The sequence below is a fragment of the Paenibacillus sp. J31R120 genome, assembly GCF_056269225.1.
The window spans coordinates 612,355-629,759 of sequence record NZ_JBWDNN010000004.1 but is presented as its reverse complement, the minus strand read 5'-3'; the positions used below and the strand labels follow the sequence as shown (position 1 = coordinate 629,759).

Here is a 17,405-nt window from a genome sequence, read left to right as displayed (position 1 = left end):
AAATATTTCTATAGCAGTATTATTTATCTCAAGTTTTCTACTTTTTTCAACCTATTACCACAAGACATCATACGAGAATACGCCTATTTATGTTTCAATTCCCCTTCTTTCTTTTCATCCCAACAAAAAAACGAGCACTCACGAAGAGCGCCCGGTTGGTAAGACATACTATAAATCTATTTCACCTGTTCCTTGTTGATAAGACCTGAGTTTTGCAGCAATCGTTCGATCATTACGGCTACTTCCGCTCTAGTAATCACTGCTTGCGGCGCCAGGCTTGCATCCATTCTGCCGGATACAATCCCCGAACTTACGGCGTCCGCTACTCCAGTGACAGCCCAGCTAGCGACTTGAGCGCCATCCTTGTACGCTGCTACAATGCTTGTACCGCTGCTGCCATCGGCTATGCCTTTCAAGCCGGTTAACTTCATCGCTTTGGCCAGGATCAGCATGGCTTGCTCCCGCGTAATCGTGTCCTGCGGCCGGAACGTGCCGTCCTGGAAGCCGCTAATTAAACCATAGGTATAGGCAGTCTGCACAACGCTGCTATACCAGGCGCTTTGCTCCACATCCGTAAAGCTGCCTTGTGACGGCTGGAGCTTCAAGCCTAGCGCACGTACGACTATCGCTGCAAACTCTGCACGAGTAATGTTGCGGTCTGGAGCAAATCGTCCATCGCTTACGCCGTTAACAATAAGTCTTGCACCCATGTTATGAATGCTTTTGCTTGCCCAATGTGTGGCTGCATCCTCGTAAGCAACCGTGTTCCACACGACCGAATATACACTGTTCGTCAAACTGTTAATGTGTGCATAATACTGGCCGTCTTTGCTTTCAACTTGAGTAGGAACGTGGCGAATGCTGCCATCCTCCTCAATGACAACTCCTGTTGTCATTTTCACAGGGTCAACGCCTTCAGGAACCATAATCGTACGCTGGACATACGCATTAAAGTTCATAATCTCAATCGTTGCATCCCCGTAGACAGCATAGATCGTAAATTCTAATGGAGCTGCAACCATTGCCAAGCCATTTGCCTTTATTGCATTCTCTACATCTTTAACCGTCTTATCGCTTGGCTCAGCTATTTTGATAAGAAGTTTAACGTCCTTCAAGTTGCTTCCAGCCCCAAGCTTAGCCGCTAATGCTTCTATATCAATCTCCGTCGAAGGCAGCGTGTACGCACCATTTTCGTTGCGAATGACGATTTTAGCTTCATTATCCTCTAATGCCTTCATCAACTGTCCGTTCCATTCACCAATGACAACATCACTGCCTGAAGGGAACGGAATCGTAATGACCGCTTGCTTGCCTTCTGCTGCAAGACGCTCCATGATTTTGGCCTCATCGACAAGGATAGTAGCAACAAGCTTGCCATCGATTGTTTCTTTTTTCAGCGTACCCGCATTCTGAACTTGACCGTTCACGATGACCTCGACCGTATCATCTGCCGGTGTCGTTGGCACACTGATTGGCGTCGATCTAGGTGTCACCGAATAGTAAGGCAGTAGTTCGCTTTTCCCTACACTATTGATCGCTTTTACCGTGAAGGAATAGGTTATGCCATTGGTCAGACTGTTTACTGTAATCGGACTGGCATTTCCAGTTGCTACAACATCGCCTTGCTCATTGATTACTTCATATCCTGTAATCTCGCTGCCGCCGTTGCTGGCTGGTGCTATAAACGTCACTCTAGCCTGTTGATCTCCAGCAAGCACTCGCACATCCCTTGGCACTCCAGGCACAGTCATAGGAGTAACCCGGACTTCATTGGAGTAATCACTCAAGCCCCCAGGATTGCCCGCCTTCACCACAAAAGTATACTCGGTGCCATTCACCAAGCTATTCGCTGTATAACTAGCCGCCGTAACCGTGTCGATCAACGAATATTGATTCTCGCCTGTCACCCGGTAAACCTGGTAGAACGTCGCTCCCTGAACAACATGCCAAGCCATGGTCACTTGAGCATTGCCGCTTGTCGCAGTGACTTGCTGCGGTTTGGCAGGCGGATCAGGCAATACGACTTTCTGTGTAAAAGCAAAGCTCGCATTCGTCATATTCGTCGCCGAAATCGTTACCGTCACCTTATACGTCGCTGCTGCCAAGCCTTCTTTTGCTTGAATGCTAAAGCTGGCAGATGCGCCTGGCTGCAAGCTTGCATCAGGCTGTGTCACAACAAAATGATCCGCATCGCCACCGCTTAGCGTTATCGTCACATTCGTTAAAGCTCCCGTGCCGTTATTTCTGATGACGACCGTTTCAGCTTCGCTTGAAGCATAACCTTGGGTTAGCTCCTTTGCTGGCAGATCAGAAATCGCTTCAATTGTGTACGTATGGCTTACCTTAACTTCAGCCACGCTGCTCGTCGTGCTGGCAGTCTTCGTACCGTTGACGTTATTGTTCGTGTTCGTCACGATCACATAGTAATAGAAGGTTCCTGCTGTATTCGTTGGCACATCATACGTTTCGCTGTTCGCTCCTGCAATAAGCGTGCCGCCTGTCGTGCTATTCGTCGTATTGCGGTACCACTGATAGCTGAGCGTACCTCCGTCTCCAGAAGTTGCTCCTACACTTAGACTCTTGCTGTCGCCTACATGGACCGATTCATCCGCAGGCTGCGTGGTGATGCTTGGCGCTGCTGCATGTGCCAGAACAGTAACCTCGACTGCACGGGTTGCTGCAGTTGCTGTCTTGGTGCCATTGACGTTGTTGTTCGTATTCGTAACCACAACATAGTAGTAGAACGTACCCGCAGTATTCGTTGGCACTTCATAAGCGGCACTATCCTCTCCCGCAATAAGTGTACCGCCTGTGTTGCTGCTCGCCGTATTGCGATACCACTGATAGCTTAGTGTACCTCCGTCTCCGGACATTGCAACTACACTTAGACTCTTGCTATCCCCTACGTTCATAACTTCATCAGATGGTTGTGTCGTGATGCTTGGCGCTGCTGTATGCACGAGTACATTAACCTCTGCTGCGTGGCTTAATGTGCTTGCGGTTTTCGTACCGTTAACATTGTTGTTGATATTAATGACACCTACGTAGTAATAGAAAGTCCCTGCTGCATCAGTCGGCACATCATACGTTACGCTGTTCGCGTCAACAATTGGAATGCCTCCCGTTGTGCTGTTCGTCGTGTTGCGGAACCATTGGTAGTTGAGTGTACCGCTGTCGCTTATGGTTGCCCCGACACTCAGCGTTACGTTAACCCCTTTATCCACTGTTTCGTTAGAAGGCTGAGTTACAATGACAGGTGTAGCTGCATGAACAACGGAAACTACCGTGAAGCTAACCTGGAAGCTATGGCTGATGCCGCCATCTGCTGTAATCGTTACCGTCTCCGTATAGGTTCCTGGCGCCAGACCTGTCCTCGGGAACACTTGGAATACGGTGGATAGCACGCCTGCTCCCAACGAATCCGAAAGCACCGTTCCTGTTGTGAAGCTGCTGCTGGCGCCTCCGCTGAAGCTTACAGCCAGATTGGAAATCGCCCCGCTTCCGACTCTCGTCAGCGTTATGCCTTTTTTGATGCCATTGACCTGTGAAGTCGTATAGCCTTCATTCAAAGAATTGAATGTAACGGTCCCCGTCTCCGATACCGTGAACGTCGTTGGATGAACCGTAAAGCTAACCTGAAGGCTCTCGCTGAGGCCGCCATCAGCGGTGATCGTTACCGTCTCCGTATGCGTTCCAGGCGACAAGCCTGTTACCGGACGAACCGTAAATGATGTTGACTGTACGCCAGCTCCAAGAGCCTCCCCCTGCACAGTCCCTATCGTAAATTTGCTGCCGGCACCGCCGCTTGCACGGACAGCCAAATTCGAGATGGCTCCATTCCCGACTTTCGTTAACGTAATCGTCTCGCTAATCGTATTGGTTTCAGTTGCTGTATAGCCCTCATTTAATGCCTCAAAAGCAATATTGTCTACTGGCGTTACGGTAAAAGTAGAGTTAACAGCTACACTAGCCGCATCGCTCACGGTTGTTGCCGTAGTTGCTCCAGTAGCGCTGGCATTCGTATTCGTTACCACGACATAATAATAGGTCAGGCCGGTTATTCCTGTCGGCGGCGAATAAGTGGCGCTATTCGCTCCGGCAATCAGCGTTCCGCCGCTATTGCTGTTCGTGGTATTGCTAAACCACTGGTAGCTTAATGAGCCGCTATCGCTGACCGATGCTGATACACTAAGCGTCGCAGTTCCATTTATAATGACGTTCTGATTGGCAGGCTGTGTGTCAATGCTTGGCGCCGCTGCATCTACCAAAGGCAGCACAGTCAAGCTCGCGCCATTAGAGGTAGCCGTCGAAGTAGCAGCTCCGCTGACGATGACTCTATACATGTAGCCATCCATCGACAATGGCACATTCGTGATGAACAATGTATCGGTTGTCGCTCCACTATATAGGCCGTCATCCGTAATATTGTTGTAACCCGAACCTGTGTCGACTTGCCACTGATAGGAAGTTGCATCGGTTGCTGTTACAGCAAAGCTTGCATTGCCTCCTGCGCTAATCGTTGAATCAGCAGGATGATCTACAATGGCAACCGGAGTCGCGGGTGGTGAAGCAGAACCTATATCGTATAGATATAGCTGGTTAGTGATCATGTTATAAAATCCAAACCCGGATTCATAACCGGAAAAAATATACGGAGCAAAAGTGTAATAGCCTGCAAAATAATCAATAACGGGATCGGTCCCTCTTTGCGTCCAATCCTTCAGCAGCGTTCCGTCTGAGCTGTAATGCTTGGTATACAGATGAGTAGTGGTTCCCACGGTAGAGGTATCGTAAACAAGAAACCCTCCGTCCTTCACAGGAAGGGCGCCTCCCGCAAGATCATCGTGTACCAGGCCAGAGGCAATGGAAGCTTGAACGGCACCTTGATTATCGATAATATCCATGGATATATTGGAGTTCGTAACGTAAGATATGCCAAACTTTCCGCCAGACAGGCCAATGGCATAGCTCCGTGCATTTGAAGGCTTGGGGGCTAAATAAAAGTGATGAACGCCATTCGTTAGTTTTCTCGTGCCGTCATTGTCATACATGGCGCCAATATAGTTGGGGTTTTGATAAATATCATACGTAATTAAAAACTGCCCTTGATCGTTAGCGGACAGGGAGTGGGTATATGTAGAATTGTGTGCGAAGTTATCTTCTCTCGTGCCGCCTTTTTCTACGGACTCTGGGTTAGTAACCGCATTGCCATTGGCATCAAAGACCCGGTACAAATACTCATCGCCTACGTTTTGCCACATGAACGCGATATCGCCATTGGATAGCTCTGTTGCGCCCGTATAGCAATTATAAGGCGCTGCAACCGTGCTAATATCAGTCGGCCCTTTGACAACGGTGCCATCTTCATCAATGATAGCAAATTGATAAGCTCCGCCGCAGCCGTTGTTCGTACCTTCCCAAGTGATAACGGCCTTGCCATCGGCAATGGCATAAGCGGCGAACGTAGACACATTCGTCGCACGCGCTCCCATTAGCGCGCTGATATCAACATCCGATAGGACTGATCCTGCAGTATTGAACACCTTATACCTTACTTTAAATGTCGTCCAATTATTATCCGTTACGCCATACAGTACGCCTGTATTGCCTTCCGACAAACCAATGACAGACATGACTCCTTCATTAACCGTTGAATTCAAAATATTGTCGATGACAATCGGGGCATCGTCACCCGTCGAGGCATGCAGCGTCACAGGGACGCTCATAAACAGCAATGTTAATAGTAGTAGATACGCTAAACCTTGTCTCATCCTTTTCCGCATCTTCAGTTCTCCTCTTAGTTAGTTAAAAGCGGTAACGATCTAGCAACTCTATTAAATGATTATTTTTGCTGTATTCCCCCTTGAAATGATGTACAAATACATAATTAATACCGACTCGTTGTTAATAATTCCGCAACAACTGATAATAAATGTTTCTTTTTCTAATATTACTTCATCCCACTAAAATCGTATATAAAATTTCGACGCAATAAATTTAATTTTTTGCAATGGAAAAATGGGAGTGGAGAGAGCTGTTATTGAGCGGTTAAATACACTGTAAGGGAAGCAATTAGGGGTTGTAGTCCTACTAAAGTTGTATATGGTTATAGAAGATCGACGCTAATCTAACTCAAAAGAAATAGACCGCCCCTCGGATAGGATCGGTCTACTCTTGTGACTTGATTCGTCATAGCCACCGCTCTTAAAAGCAGCAGGATGTGAATGAGAGCCGTGTTCTAGCATCTACAAATTCCTTCAAATGATAAAACAGAGTGACGCCCCAGTCGGAGGGGCAAGGAGGAGTGAGGCGTCAACCTCAATTACCGCGTTTTATAGTGCCGATACAACCATTGTAGCTGGTTCGATCAAATCTCATCTTCTATACCTTATGGAAGTACCTTAAACTACCGTTGATAATGTTTTTTTAATTGATTCTGTTAAATCAAAGCTAGTATTGGCATACTTTAGAGCTTGCATTAATGTTATATAATTTTTAACGAGAGGACCGATTCGATACAGGGCTCGATATACTAATTCAGAAGTGAAGAAACGGAAGGTGACTATGGAAAATGTATCTAATGCTGATAAGTTCGAATCATTAAAATCGTTGCAATCAACAATCAAAAAACTCGAGAATGCCTTGTCCCAGATGACTCAAAATGGCGCAAATACTACCCTAGTAAAGAAACGTCTCAATGCTGTTTCCATTGGCTCAGCTGTTCTAGAAAAGGCTTGGAATCAAAAACCTCATCCATACACACATGAAGATTTAGTAGAAGCTCGTAATGTACTTTTGGGTTTAACCCCTTCTGTTAAGAGCAGTTATACTAAGTCAAAGGCTGGTAGTCCACAAAGAACCCTTTTAGAAAGAAGACTTAAAGCGTTGGAACTAGTATTTCAAGCGATTGACGAACTATAGTCTAAATAATTTCAAATCGAAGCGACAGGAGATAGCTAAACGGCTATTCTCCCTCTGCTGCTCCAGGTACTCATTGAACTGATAGAGCCATGGTTGAGCCTTACGCAACTCAATTATCCTCCACGAACCTTTCCAACAGTTCCAGATCAATATATGTATTCTGCCTGATATCATCTGCGCTTAGTTCACCTTTCGGTAGTCGTCAAGGAGCACCTGCAGATGACGTTTGGTCATCTCTGAACGTGATATTCGCAAAAAATGTGGCTTTTTCGTGATTTTCCATAAAAAACGAGACCCCTAGAGGTCCCGTTTTCCTTAATATTTGGCCTAATGATTACCGCATGGAGCAGTTTCCAGCTCCATCGGCAATGAAATCTACCGCTTAAGCGCGGTCGCTCATCATCGAATTACTTCGATAATGATTTCATTACATCATGCCGCCCATACCGCCCATGCCGCCCATGTCAGGCATGCCAGCGCCGCCAGCGCCTTTTGGTTCTGGCTTGTCGGCAACAACTGCTTCAGTTGTCAGGAACATAGCCGCTACAGAAGCTGCGTTTTGCAGAGCGGAACGTGTTACTTTAGCAGGGTCAACGATACCCGCTTCGAACATGTTCACCCAAGCGCCAGTAGCTGCGTTGTAGCCTACGCCGATTTTTTCGTTTTTCAGACGCTCAACGATGACGGAGCCTTCTTGGCCAGCGTTCGCTGCGATTGTGCGGATTGGCTCTTCCAGAGCGCGAAGAACGATGTTCACGCCAGTCGCCTCGTCGCCTTCTGCATTTACAGCCGCTACCGCTTTATATACGTTCACAAGAGCTGTGCCGCCGCCGGATACGATGCCTTCTTCCACTGCTGCGCGAGTGGAGTTCAGGGCGTCTTCAATGCGAAGCTTACGCTCTTTCAATTCAGTTTCAGTAGCTGCGCCGACTTTGATTACCGCTACGCCGCCAGCGAGTTTCGCCAGACGCTCTTGCAGCTTCTCTTTGTCGAAATCGGAAGTTGTTTCTTCCAATTGAGCTTTGATTTGATTTACACGAGCCAAGATATCAGCGGAGTTGCCAGCGCCGTCTACCACGATCGTGTTTTCTTTTGTGATGCGGACTTGACGTGCGGAGCCCAGTTGCTCAACAGCAGTCGATTTCAGCTCAAGGCCGAGCTCTTCTGTGATCACTTGGCCGCCAGTCAGAGCAGCGATGTCTTGCAGCATAGCTTTGCGGCGGTCGCCGAAGCCAGGTGCTTTAACCGCTACGCAAGTGAATGTGCCGCGCAGTTTGTTGACGATCAGCGTCGCTTGAGCTTCGCCTTCCACGTCCTCTGCGATGATCAGAAGCTGCTTGCCGGATTGAACCACTTTCTCCAGAACAGGCAGGATCTCTTGAATGTTGGAGATCTTTTTGTCTGTGATCAGGATGTAAGGATTGTCAAGAATCGCTTCCATTTTATCCGTATCCGTGATCATGTAAGGGGACACATAGCCGCGGTCGAACTGCATGCCTTCAACCACTTCAAGCTCCGTATTGAAGCCTTTGGACTCCTCAACGGTAATAACGCCGTCGTTGCCGACTTTCTCCATCGCTTCTGCGATCAGTTGGCCTACTTCTTCGTCAGCGGACGAGATGGAAGCAACTTGTGCGATCGATTGTTTGCCTTCGATTGGCTTGGAGATTGCTTTCAGCTCTTCAACAGCAGCTTTAACAGCTTTCTCGATGCCTTTGCGGATAACCATTGGGTTAGCGCCAGCTGTAACGTTTTTCAGACCTTCGCGAATCATCGCTTGAGCCAGAACAGTCGCCGTAGTCGTACCGTCGCCTGCTACGTCATTTGTTTTTGTTGCAACTTCTTTAACAAGCTGAGCACCCATGTTTTCGAATGCATCTTCCAGCTCGATTTCTTTTGCAATGGAAACACCGTCATTAGTGATGAGCGGGCTGCCGAATTTTTTCTCCAGAACGACGTTGCGTCCTTTTGGTCCAAGCGTAACTTTCACCGCATTTGCCAAAGCGTCAACCCCGCGGAGCATGGAACGGCGAGCGTCTTCGCTAAATTTGATTTCTTTAGCCATGTGCAATTACCTCCCGAAATTTGGATTAAAGATTAAGTATGTGTACGCGAACTTATTCGAAAATCGCGTGAATGTCGCTTTCTTTCATAATCAAATATTCTTTGCCTTCATATTTGATTTCTGTGCCCGCATATTTGGAGAACAGAACGCGGTCGCCTTCTTTTACTTCCAATGCAACGCGAACGCCGTCTTTCAGCGTGCCGCTGCCCACTGCTACTACTTTGCCTTCTTGCGGCTTTTCCTTAGCCGTATCCGGCAGCACGATGCCGCTCGCAGTTGTTTCTTCCTTCGCGATTGGTTCGATCAATACGCGTTCACCCAAAGGTTTGATCATTGAAAATAGCCTCCTTCTAAATTTGTCGCTTATTGTAAATTCGTTAGCACTCATAAGCGTGTAGTGCTAACAACCATTTTTATCATACTCATTTTTGCGATTGATTTCAAGTGCCTGGCTCTATTTTTGCACGATTTTTACACCCGTCTCATCACATGCTTGTCCGGCAAACCTCTAAGCCGCTGCATCATTCCCCGTTATAGCGCAAGCCATGCAGGATAAAGTCCGTCAGATCTTCAGCGAGCGTCTCCACGTCCGGTTTCTTGTCCTCGCGAAGGAGCATCCAATACTCCTGATCCCGATGGAACAGCAAGGTTCCCGTTACCGACATGAATGCCGTATCGAGCGAACGGAATGCAAAATACCCCTGCTTGCGCCCCTCCTCCATCCAATGTCTGAGCATCTGCCACATCGGCATGACATGCTCACGGATCTTTTGGATGCGCGGCGTATTCAGAATGATCTCCTGTTGAATAATACTAATCAGCTGCGGCTCCGAATGCCGGTACAACGTCACTTCGTGTATGACCAGCTTAACCCCTTCAACGGGATGAAAGCTCGGATCGATAGAGGCGATTTTTTGATTCGGAAAAAAATTCTCGAACAGCGCGCCGAATAAATTTTCTTTCCCGCCGAAATGATACGAGACAAGCGCCACATTGGCGCTTGCCTCCTCGCAAATTTGTCTGATTGTCGTACCGTCGAATCCTTGAAGCGCAAACAGCTTTTTGGCTGCAAGCAGAATCCGTTGTTTAATATCATGTTCTTCGGCTAATGTCATAATCAACCTCCGATAATCATTATCGCTTACTTATCTTTGCGCTGACTCGCTATCGCAACTTCCGGCTGGCGAACCGCCTGCCGTCCTTTCGCGAATACGGCAACCGCACTGATTGCAATAGCCGCCAAAGCAATGGCTACGAGCATTCCCGCATCAGAGCTTACGCCCGGACCGCCGAACAATATATTCATCGTCCCGTCAACCGCGTACGTAGCCGGCAGCCACTCGCCGAGTCCGGTATAGAAGTTCGAGAGCAGCTCGCGCGGTACGATTGCACCCGAGGATACGAGCTGTGCCGACAGCAGCATAATGTTGAACAGCATGCCGGCCATGCCGAACAGGAACAGGAACATTTGGGATACGAACATAAAGGTTAGCAGGAACAGACATTGGAATCCCCACAGATACAGGAACCCATGATCGAGCTGGCCTCCCAAAGCTACGAGCAGCGCGGCGCCTACCAAGGAAACGAGAATAGAAGAAACAACATTGATGATCGCTCTTGTGCCGAACCGTCTCCATTTGCTTACACTGGCGGCTGTCGCCATCGACGATTGCTCCAGGTTCATCCCCATAATCATGGCTCCGACATAAGATGCAAGCACCAGCATCATCGGCACCATCTGGTTGTTCATGCCTTCTACAACATTGGATGACTCGACAACACCCTTAACCCGTTCAGCTAGCAGTGGTGCAGTCGATGCCGCCTGATCGTCCGGCATCTGCATGCCGGTCAGCGTCTTCTGAATGCCCATCGTGACGGCTGTGCGATTCACTTCAGCCGTTATTTGAGATGCGGCACTGCTCATCATGCTTTTGATCAGGGCAGGATTGGATTCATTCAAGTAATAGTGCAAATCAGCCTGCTCACCAGGCTTGCCCACTTGCTCGCTGAAGCTTGCTGGAATATGCAGCACCATCTGAACCTCGCGTTCATTTAGATCAGCTCTCGCTTCCTCCAGAGACGTACTCTGAACGATATCGAATGGCAGCTGCTCCGCCAGATTGGCCGCAATCTGCTGCCCCATCGCCGTATCTTCATTCACAACCGCTATTCGGAGCTGATCCACACGATCCGTTACCCCATTATAACCTGTCATCCATATGACTGCGAAAATGATTTGGAACATAAACGCCGTAATAATGCCTACCCATGTCGTAGGCCTCTTCATAAATGCTCGTATTGCTGTTTTCATGCCATCCACTCCTGTATATTTATCTATTAAACATTTGTTTAAAACGTTTGTTTAAATTATGCTCCTCACCTGCAAATCTGTCAAGAACAAAAAAAGACCTGCCGTAATCACGACAGATCTTCTGTAAGCTATGCCGGGCTTCGCCCTATTATTCTTCCTCTTCCCGCCACTTCGCATCCGCAATCTGCTGTTTCTTGTAGATCACGTCAGACATGAACAAGCTAAGCTCGTACAAGGTAATAAGCGGAATCACAACCAGGATATCCGATATAAAGTCCGGAGGCGTCACGACGACTCCAATAACCGCCAAAATAAAATACGCGAGTCTGCGCATCTTGCGGAGCCGCTTCGGATTCAAGATCCGGATCGCAGTAAGGAACATAATCAGAAGAGGCAGCTCGAATAATAGTGAAATCGGGATCAGTATGCCGAACATAAAGGAGAAATATTGAACAATGCCATACGTTTCCTCCAGATTCAAATGTCCCGCGATCGTGCGGGTGAAGTTGAAGGCAAGCGGAAAGACGACAAAATAGGCAAATGCCAATCCAACCAAAAACATAATTAGTGCGAACGGCACATATTTCAACGTAGAACGCTGCTCATGCGGTCTTAATGCTGGCTTCACGTATGACCATAGCTGATAAGCTATGAACGGAAGCGTCACGATTAGCGCGATTACGAACGCAATCTTCATGTACATTCCAATGCCGTCCCATAACGAGAACGTATGTAGACTTAATGTGTTGGCCGGCTTTTGGCTCATCAGGAAGTTATAAGCTGGCTCGGCAATGGCAATTCCCAGCACCAGGCTTAGCGTAAGCACAATCATGACATAGATAAGGCGCTTCCGCAGCTCTCCAAGATGCTCTAGCAGGGGCATCAGCCCTTCTTCGCGTATCAGCTTCCTTCGTGATATCGCAGCCCCATCGGTTCTCTCTTTCGTCATGCCAATTTGCTGCTCCTTTCTACCCGGGCTTAAGCAAGAAAAAAGCGGACCCGTTTAATCCGGAAGCCGCTTATTTTCCTTCTCGTTATGCTCCGACCGATTCGCTTCGGTGCGATTTTTGTCCGAATCTCTGCGATCATTGTCGTCCATAATATCACGAGCGCCGGATTTGAACTCACGAAGCGTCTTGCCGAAAGCACGTCCCAGCTCAGGCAGCTTGTTCGGTCCAAACAGCAATAATGCAATCAACACTAAAAAAATAATCCCTGTAGCGCCAATACCACCCATAGGTTAAACCTCCGCATCTGAAAATTTTATTCTAGTATAGGCTATAAAATAAACTCATTCAACCTTGCCGCCTCTATCAGCGGCCAAGCAATCCGCCGTAGCCCATGCTTACGATATCCTCCCGGACAATCCGGTCTCCTGCCAATAACTTGGGCAGCAGTACGTCGAAGGAGGTATACGGATCATGCATCACACAGCCCGGCAAGCCCATAATCGGCACTTCTCCTATGTAACCTATCAACAGCATCGATCCCGGGAGCATCGGCGTTCCGTAGCTCACAATATCCGCTCCAGCCGCCCCAATGGCGCCCGGCGTACGATCATCGGGATCTACCGACATACCGCCAGTTACCAGTATCATATCATACCCTTGGCTCAGCAAATAGTGTATTTCCTTGACAATTATTTGTCGATCATCCGGCGCGAACCGCTGCTCGGCCACCTCTGAGCCTAGCGCGCTCAGCTTCTCTGCAACAGCCGGACCGAATTTATCCTGTATTCTGCCGTGATAGACTTCTCCGCCCGTCGTGAGCAGACCCGCTCTCAGCTTGCGGAATGGACGAACTTGAAGCGGCGCTTTCCCTTGCTGCTCCCTGTACTCCGCAGCGATCCGTTCGACCTGCTCGACCTTCTCCTTCGCAACAACAAGCGGAATAGCCCGTGTCGCTGCAAGCGGACTGCCCTCCTTCACGACAGCATCCGTCTTCACCGTTGCCAGCGCAATTTCGCCAATTTCATTAATCGCCTCGACCACTTCCTTGGCAATATGCGTGATTCCCACGATTGGCGACTTTATGCTGACCTTCCCTTCATGAGGCTCGGTCAGAAGGAGCGATTCATCCGCAAGCGCCTGCGCCATGCGAATTGCGGCATCATCCTCATGCAGCTCCTCTTCATCCAGCTCCATGATATAGATATGCTCTTTGCCGATATCGAGCAGGCTAGGAATGTCCGTTTCCGTAATGGCATGTCCGCGCTGGAACAGCCTGCCCTTGAACGTCCCCGGGATGATTTGGGTCAGGTCATGCGCTAGCCTAAGTCCAATTGCGTCCTGAACCCGCACTTCCTTCAGTTTTGTTTTCATACCGGAGGCGGTTATATCTGTATCGATAGATTTTTCTGTCTTTTTCATGCGTTATGGTCCCCATGCTGGCCCGATAGAATAGCAAGCGCGTGAGGCAGCTGATCCATGATCGCCATGAGACTCTCATGAACGCCTTTGGGACTGCCTGGTAGATTCACGATCAATGAGCTGCCGCGGATACCGCAGACGCCTCTGGACAGCATCGCTCGCCTCGTCTTATGCAGGGCGCCCATCCTCATCGCTTCAGCGAGGCCGGGAACTTCCCGGTCAATGACCTTAAGCGTCGCTTCCGGCGTAATATCACGCGGCGCCAGCCCCGTCCCTCCCGTGGTCAACACCAGATCGGCCTGATAATATTCCGTCATCTCGATGATTGCCGCCATAATCTCGTCTTGTTCATCCGGCACAATCCGATAATCTACAATCACTCCGCCAAGCTCTTCCTCTACAAGCTCCCGGATAACCTGCGCGCTCGTATCCTCGCGCTCACCCCGCGAGCCTTTGTCGCTCGCCGTCAACAACGCAACCTTCCACTGCATATCCCGTTCCTCCCTCTCTATTTCGTTCAAGGGTATGCCTAGCGTCTATAATCCCCGCTCTTCCCCCCGGACTTTGCCATCAGCTGCGTCGGTCCGATAACCATGTCCTTCTGCAAGGCCTTGCACATATCGTATACCGTAAGCGCCGTAGCGGATACAGCCGTTAAAGCTTCCATCTCTACGCCGGTTTTCCCTTTTGTCTTCACTGTTGCTTCTATGTAAAGTTCATCTGATCCGTTGTCGCTAAAAGCAATATTTACACCCGTTAACGGGAGCGGATGGCACATGGGTATCCAATCCGATGTTTTTTTGGCCGCCATAATTCCAGCTACTTGAGCGACCGCCAGAACGTCGCCTTTGCCGATGCTGCCTTCCTTTATCCGCGCAAGCGTAGTATCCGCCATTCGTATGGTCGTCTGGGCAGTCGCTTCCCGCACCGTGATATCCTTCTCCGATATATCAACCATCTTAGCCCGTCCCTGATCGTTGAAATGGGTCAGCTCCATTCTTATCGCCCTTTCCGCCATATCGTTTGGCTATCGCCTGAATGTCGTCAATTCTCGTTCCGTTACAAGTCCATCCAGCCGCAAATCATGCGAATCGCTTGGTACATGCTCCTTCAACACTTGCGCTTCGAATCCAGCGCCTATCCAGAAGGGCTTAGTACCCGCACCCGATACCGCTTCCGCAAACCGGTCGTAATAACCGCCGCCATAACCCAAACGGCCTCCAGTACGGTCAAAGGCCAGTCCAGGCACAATGACAACATCCGGCACCGTTCCCATCGGTAAGATGGGCGAGCGAGCCGGGCCAGGCTCCATAATGCCGTAGGCTCCCGCTTCGAGCTGATTCCATTCCGTTACGGAATGAAGCTTCATGGAGCGATCGGCTTTCACACAGCGTGGCAGAAGCACTTCGATCTCCTTCTCCCAGCACCATTCTATGAATTCGTTTATATTCAATTCGCTTCTGAACGATACGTAAGCCATGACAGTTCGGCAAGAACGCTTCTCCAGCCACTGTGCCAGATGCCGGCAAGCTAGGCTTGACCACTCTGCCCGGTGTTCTTCCGCCAGTCCATTGCGCATGTTCGAGAGCTTTGATCGGTAAGCTGATTTATCATGCCCCGCGTATTCCGTCGGCATTTGACTTCATCCATTCTTTCCTGTATGAACTAATCTTACATGTAGTGTACCATTGTTATACAACTTTCGCCAATGGTGGCGCCAGTTTGTGGTACACTAAAGGGTAATAATTGATGCCATTTAGGAGTGGAGGATTCATCATGTTGTTGCAAGTTTCCAATATTTCCAAAAGCTACGGCGTAACCGCCATATTATCACATATATCGATGCAAGTTTTGGAGAAGGAACGCATCGGACTTGTTGGCGTCAACGGCGCGGGCAAGTCCACCCTGCTCAAAATCATTGCAGGAGAAATGTCCGCCGATTCCGGCGACATTCATAAGGCGAAGGAACTGCGGCTCGGCTATCTCGCTCAGAATAGCGGCTTGCAGTCTGAACGCACTATTATAGAAGAGATGCGCGCGGTGTTCGCCCATCTGATCGAGGCCGAACAGGAATTGCGCGAGCTTGAAGTCAAAATCGCTGACCCGGATCTTCATAACGATGAAAAAAAATATGCCGACGTGCTAGACCGCTATGCGCGCCGTTCCGACTGGTTTCGCGAGCAGGGAGGCTTCGAGATCAGCACCCGGATCAACAGCGTGCTGCACGGCATGGGGTTTGGAACATTTAACCTCGACACGCCTATATCCACGCTCAGCGGCGGACAGAAGACACGCCTTGCGCTAGCTCGCATCCTGCTGCAAGCACCTGATCTGCTTATGCTTGACGAGCCTACCAACTATCTCGATATCGAGACATTAACATGGTTGGAATCGTATCTTCGCGGATATCCCGGCGCGATTGTTGTCGTCTCTCATGACCGTTATTTCCTGGATGCGCTTGTCGATACCATCATTGAGATCGAACGGCATTCCGCGAAGCGGTATACAGGCAACTACAGCCGCTACCTGGAGTTGAAGACCGCCGAATACGAAATTAATCTCAAACATTTTGAGAAGCAGCAAGAAGAGATCGAGCGAATGGAGCAGTTCATTCAGCGGAATATCGTCAGAGCCTCCACAACCAAGCGTGCCCAGAGCAGGCGCAAAGCGCTGGAGAAGATGGACCGCATGGACAGGCCTGCCGGCGAGCTGAAGAAGGCTCACTTCTCATTCGAGATCGAACGAATGACCGGTAAGGACGTTCTTACCGTCGATAACCTGTCGGTAACCTTCCCTGGTAAGGACGAAGCTCTGTTTCGCAACGTCAGATTCAACCTGACAAGAGGCGAGACGGTTGCCTTAATTGGACCTAACGGAATCGGCAAGTCTACGCTGCTGAAGACACTTGTCGGCCAGCTTGAGCCTTCAACCGGCACCATCCAATTCGGCTCGCATGTCAAGCTAGGCTACTATGATCAGGAACATACAAGACTGAACGGACAAAATACGATTCTGGAAGAAGTATGGGGCTTATATCCACATATGGAAGAAGCTCGGATTCGGACCGTATTAGGCAACTTCCTGTTCAGCGGCGAAGACGTGCTGAAGCGTATATCGTCACTGAGCGGCGGAGAGAAAGCTCGTGTCTCGCTAGCCAAGCTGATGCTGGCTCAAGCCAATGTGCTGGTACTGGACGAGCCGACGAACCACCTGGATCTGTTCAGCAAGGAAGTACTGGAGTCAGCTCTGCTGGATTACGAAGGCACGCTCTTCTTCATTTCCCATGACCGTTATTTCCTGAATAAAATGTCCGACCGCATTGTCGAACTAGGACCGAACGGCGTCGAGCATTTCCTGGGAAATTATGACGAAATGTTGGAGAAGAAACGCGAGCTTGAAGATGCAAGGCTCGAAGCGATCGCAGCCAGAAGCAAAACCCAAAAGTCTGGCGAAGCAGCCGATAGCGCACCGGCAACCTCATATGAAGCGGAGAAACAAGCCAAGCGAGATGAGCGCAACCGTCAGCGCAAGGCAGAGCAGCTGGAAGCCGAGATCGCCACTCTCGAAGAGAAGATTGGTGAATTAGAACAGCAGCTTACCGATCCGGAAGTGTTCAATAATTATATTCGCATTCAAGAACTCCAAGCTGAGATCGACGAGCTGAAGACGAAGCTAGCCGCTGCCTATGAGCAGTGGGAACAATATATGTAGCTGGACCAAAGGCGGCCTCATGATGGAT

At 49.3% G+C, this 17,405-nt stretch carries 13 protein-coding genes; 2 read left to right on the top strand and 11 right to left on the bottom strand.

What is annotated here, in order from left to right; translation table 11 throughout:
- Nucleotides 1–176: 176 nt before the first annotated feature.
- Nucleotides 177–5,783: an S-layer homology domain-containing protein gene (locus AC0YNW_RS18300; RefSeq protein ID WP_475833144.1), complete on the bottom strand. Its 5,607-nt coding sequence runs from the start codon at nt 5,781–5,783 to the stop codon at nt 177–179.
- Between the two features lie 781 nt (nt 5,784–6,564).
- Between AC0YNW_RS18300 and AC0YNW_RS18295 the strand changes: the two genes are divergently transcribed.
- Nucleotides 6,565–6,921: a hypothetical protein gene (locus tag AC0YNW_RS18295; RefSeq protein ID WP_475833143.1), complete on the top strand. Its 357-nt coding sequence runs from the start codon at nt 6,565–6,567 to the stop codon at nt 6,919–6,921.
- A gap of 427 nt (nt 6,922–7,348) precedes the next feature.
- Here the strand turns inward: AC0YNW_RS18295 and groL are convergent, their stop codons facing one another.
- From groL to AC0YNW_RS18245, 10 genes are all read right to left on the bottom strand, one after another.
- Nucleotides 7,349–8,986 (bottom strand): chaperonin GroEL, encoded by a 1,638-nt coding sequence (gene groL / locus AC0YNW_RS18290; RefSeq protein ID WP_387471595.1) that lies wholly within the window; start codon nt 8,984–8,986, stop codon nt 7,349–7,351.
- A 52-nt stretch (nt 8,987–9,038) separates the two neighbouring features.
- Nucleotides 9,039–9,320, bottom strand: a complete 282-nt coding sequence (groES, locus tag AC0YNW_RS18285; RefSeq protein ID WP_116048730.1) for a co-chaperone GroES — start codon at nt 9,318–9,320, stop codon at nt 9,039–9,041.
- 187 nt (nt 9,321–9,507) lie between these two features.
- Nucleotides 9,508–10,101, bottom strand: coding sequence for a TetR family transcriptional regulator (locus AC0YNW_RS18280; protein ID WP_475833142.1), 594 nt, complete (start codon nt 10,099–10,101; stop codon nt 9,508–9,510).
- A gap of 26 nt (nt 10,102–10,127) precedes the next feature.
- Entirely contained in the window at nt 10,128–11,297 is a 1,170-nt protein-coding gene (locus AC0YNW_RS18275) for a YhgE/Pip domain-containing protein (RefSeq protein WP_475833141.1), read from the bottom strand.
- A 148-nt stretch (nt 11,298–11,445) separates the two neighbouring features.
- Nucleotides 11,446–12,246 carry a twin-arginine translocase subunit TatC gene (gene tatC / locus AC0YNW_RS18270; protein WP_475833140.1) on the bottom strand — a complete coding sequence of 267 codons (801 nt, stop codon included), beginning with the start codon at nt 12,244–12,246 and terminating at the stop codon, nt 11,446–11,448.
- 54 nt (nt 12,247–12,300) lie between these two features.
- The gene (locus AC0YNW_RS18265) at nt 12,301–12,534 is read right to left on the bottom strand and encodes a twin-arginine translocase TatA/TatE family subunit (protein WP_475833139.1); all 234 of its coding nucleotides are present in this window, start codon (nt 12,532–12,534) and stop codon (nt 12,301–12,303) included.
- Nucleotides 12,535–12,610: 76 nt separating this feature from the next.
- Nucleotides 12,611–13,666, bottom strand: coding sequence for a molybdopterin-binding protein (locus AC0YNW_RS18260; RefSeq protein WP_475833138.1), 1,056 nt, complete (start codon nt 13,664–13,666; stop codon nt 12,611–12,613).
- Nucleotides 13,663–14,157, bottom strand: a complete 495-nt coding sequence (locus AC0YNW_RS18255) for a MogA/MoaB family molybdenum cofactor biosynthesis protein (RefSeq protein WP_119801088.1) — start codon at nt 14,155–14,157, stop codon at nt 13,663–13,665. Before AC0YNW_RS18255 ends, AC0YNW_RS18260 begins: the two co-directional genes overlap by 4 nt.
- Nucleotides 14,158–14,195: 38 nt before the next feature.
- On the bottom strand, nt 14,196–14,663 hold the full coding sequence (gene moaC, locus AC0YNW_RS18250; protein WP_387471582.1) for a cyclic pyranopterin monophosphate synthase MoaC: 468 nt from the start codon (nt 14,661–14,663) through the stop codon (nt 14,196–14,198).
- A 30-nt stretch (nt 14,664–14,693) separates the two neighbouring features.
- Entirely contained in the window at nt 14,694–15,302 is a 609-nt protein-coding gene (locus tag AC0YNW_RS18245; protein WP_475833137.1) for a 5-formyltetrahydrofolate cyclo-ligase, read from the bottom strand.
- A gap of 140 nt (nt 15,303–15,442) precedes the next feature.
- On the opposite strand from AC0YNW_RS18245, the gene abc-f reads away from it, so the two are divergent.
- On the top strand, nt 15,443–17,377 hold the full coding sequence (gene abc-f, locus AC0YNW_RS18240; protein ID WP_475833136.1) for a ribosomal protection-like ABC-F family protein: 1,935 nt from the start codon (nt 15,443–15,445) through the stop codon (nt 17,375–17,377).
- Nucleotides 17,378–17,405 lie beyond the last annotated feature (28 nt).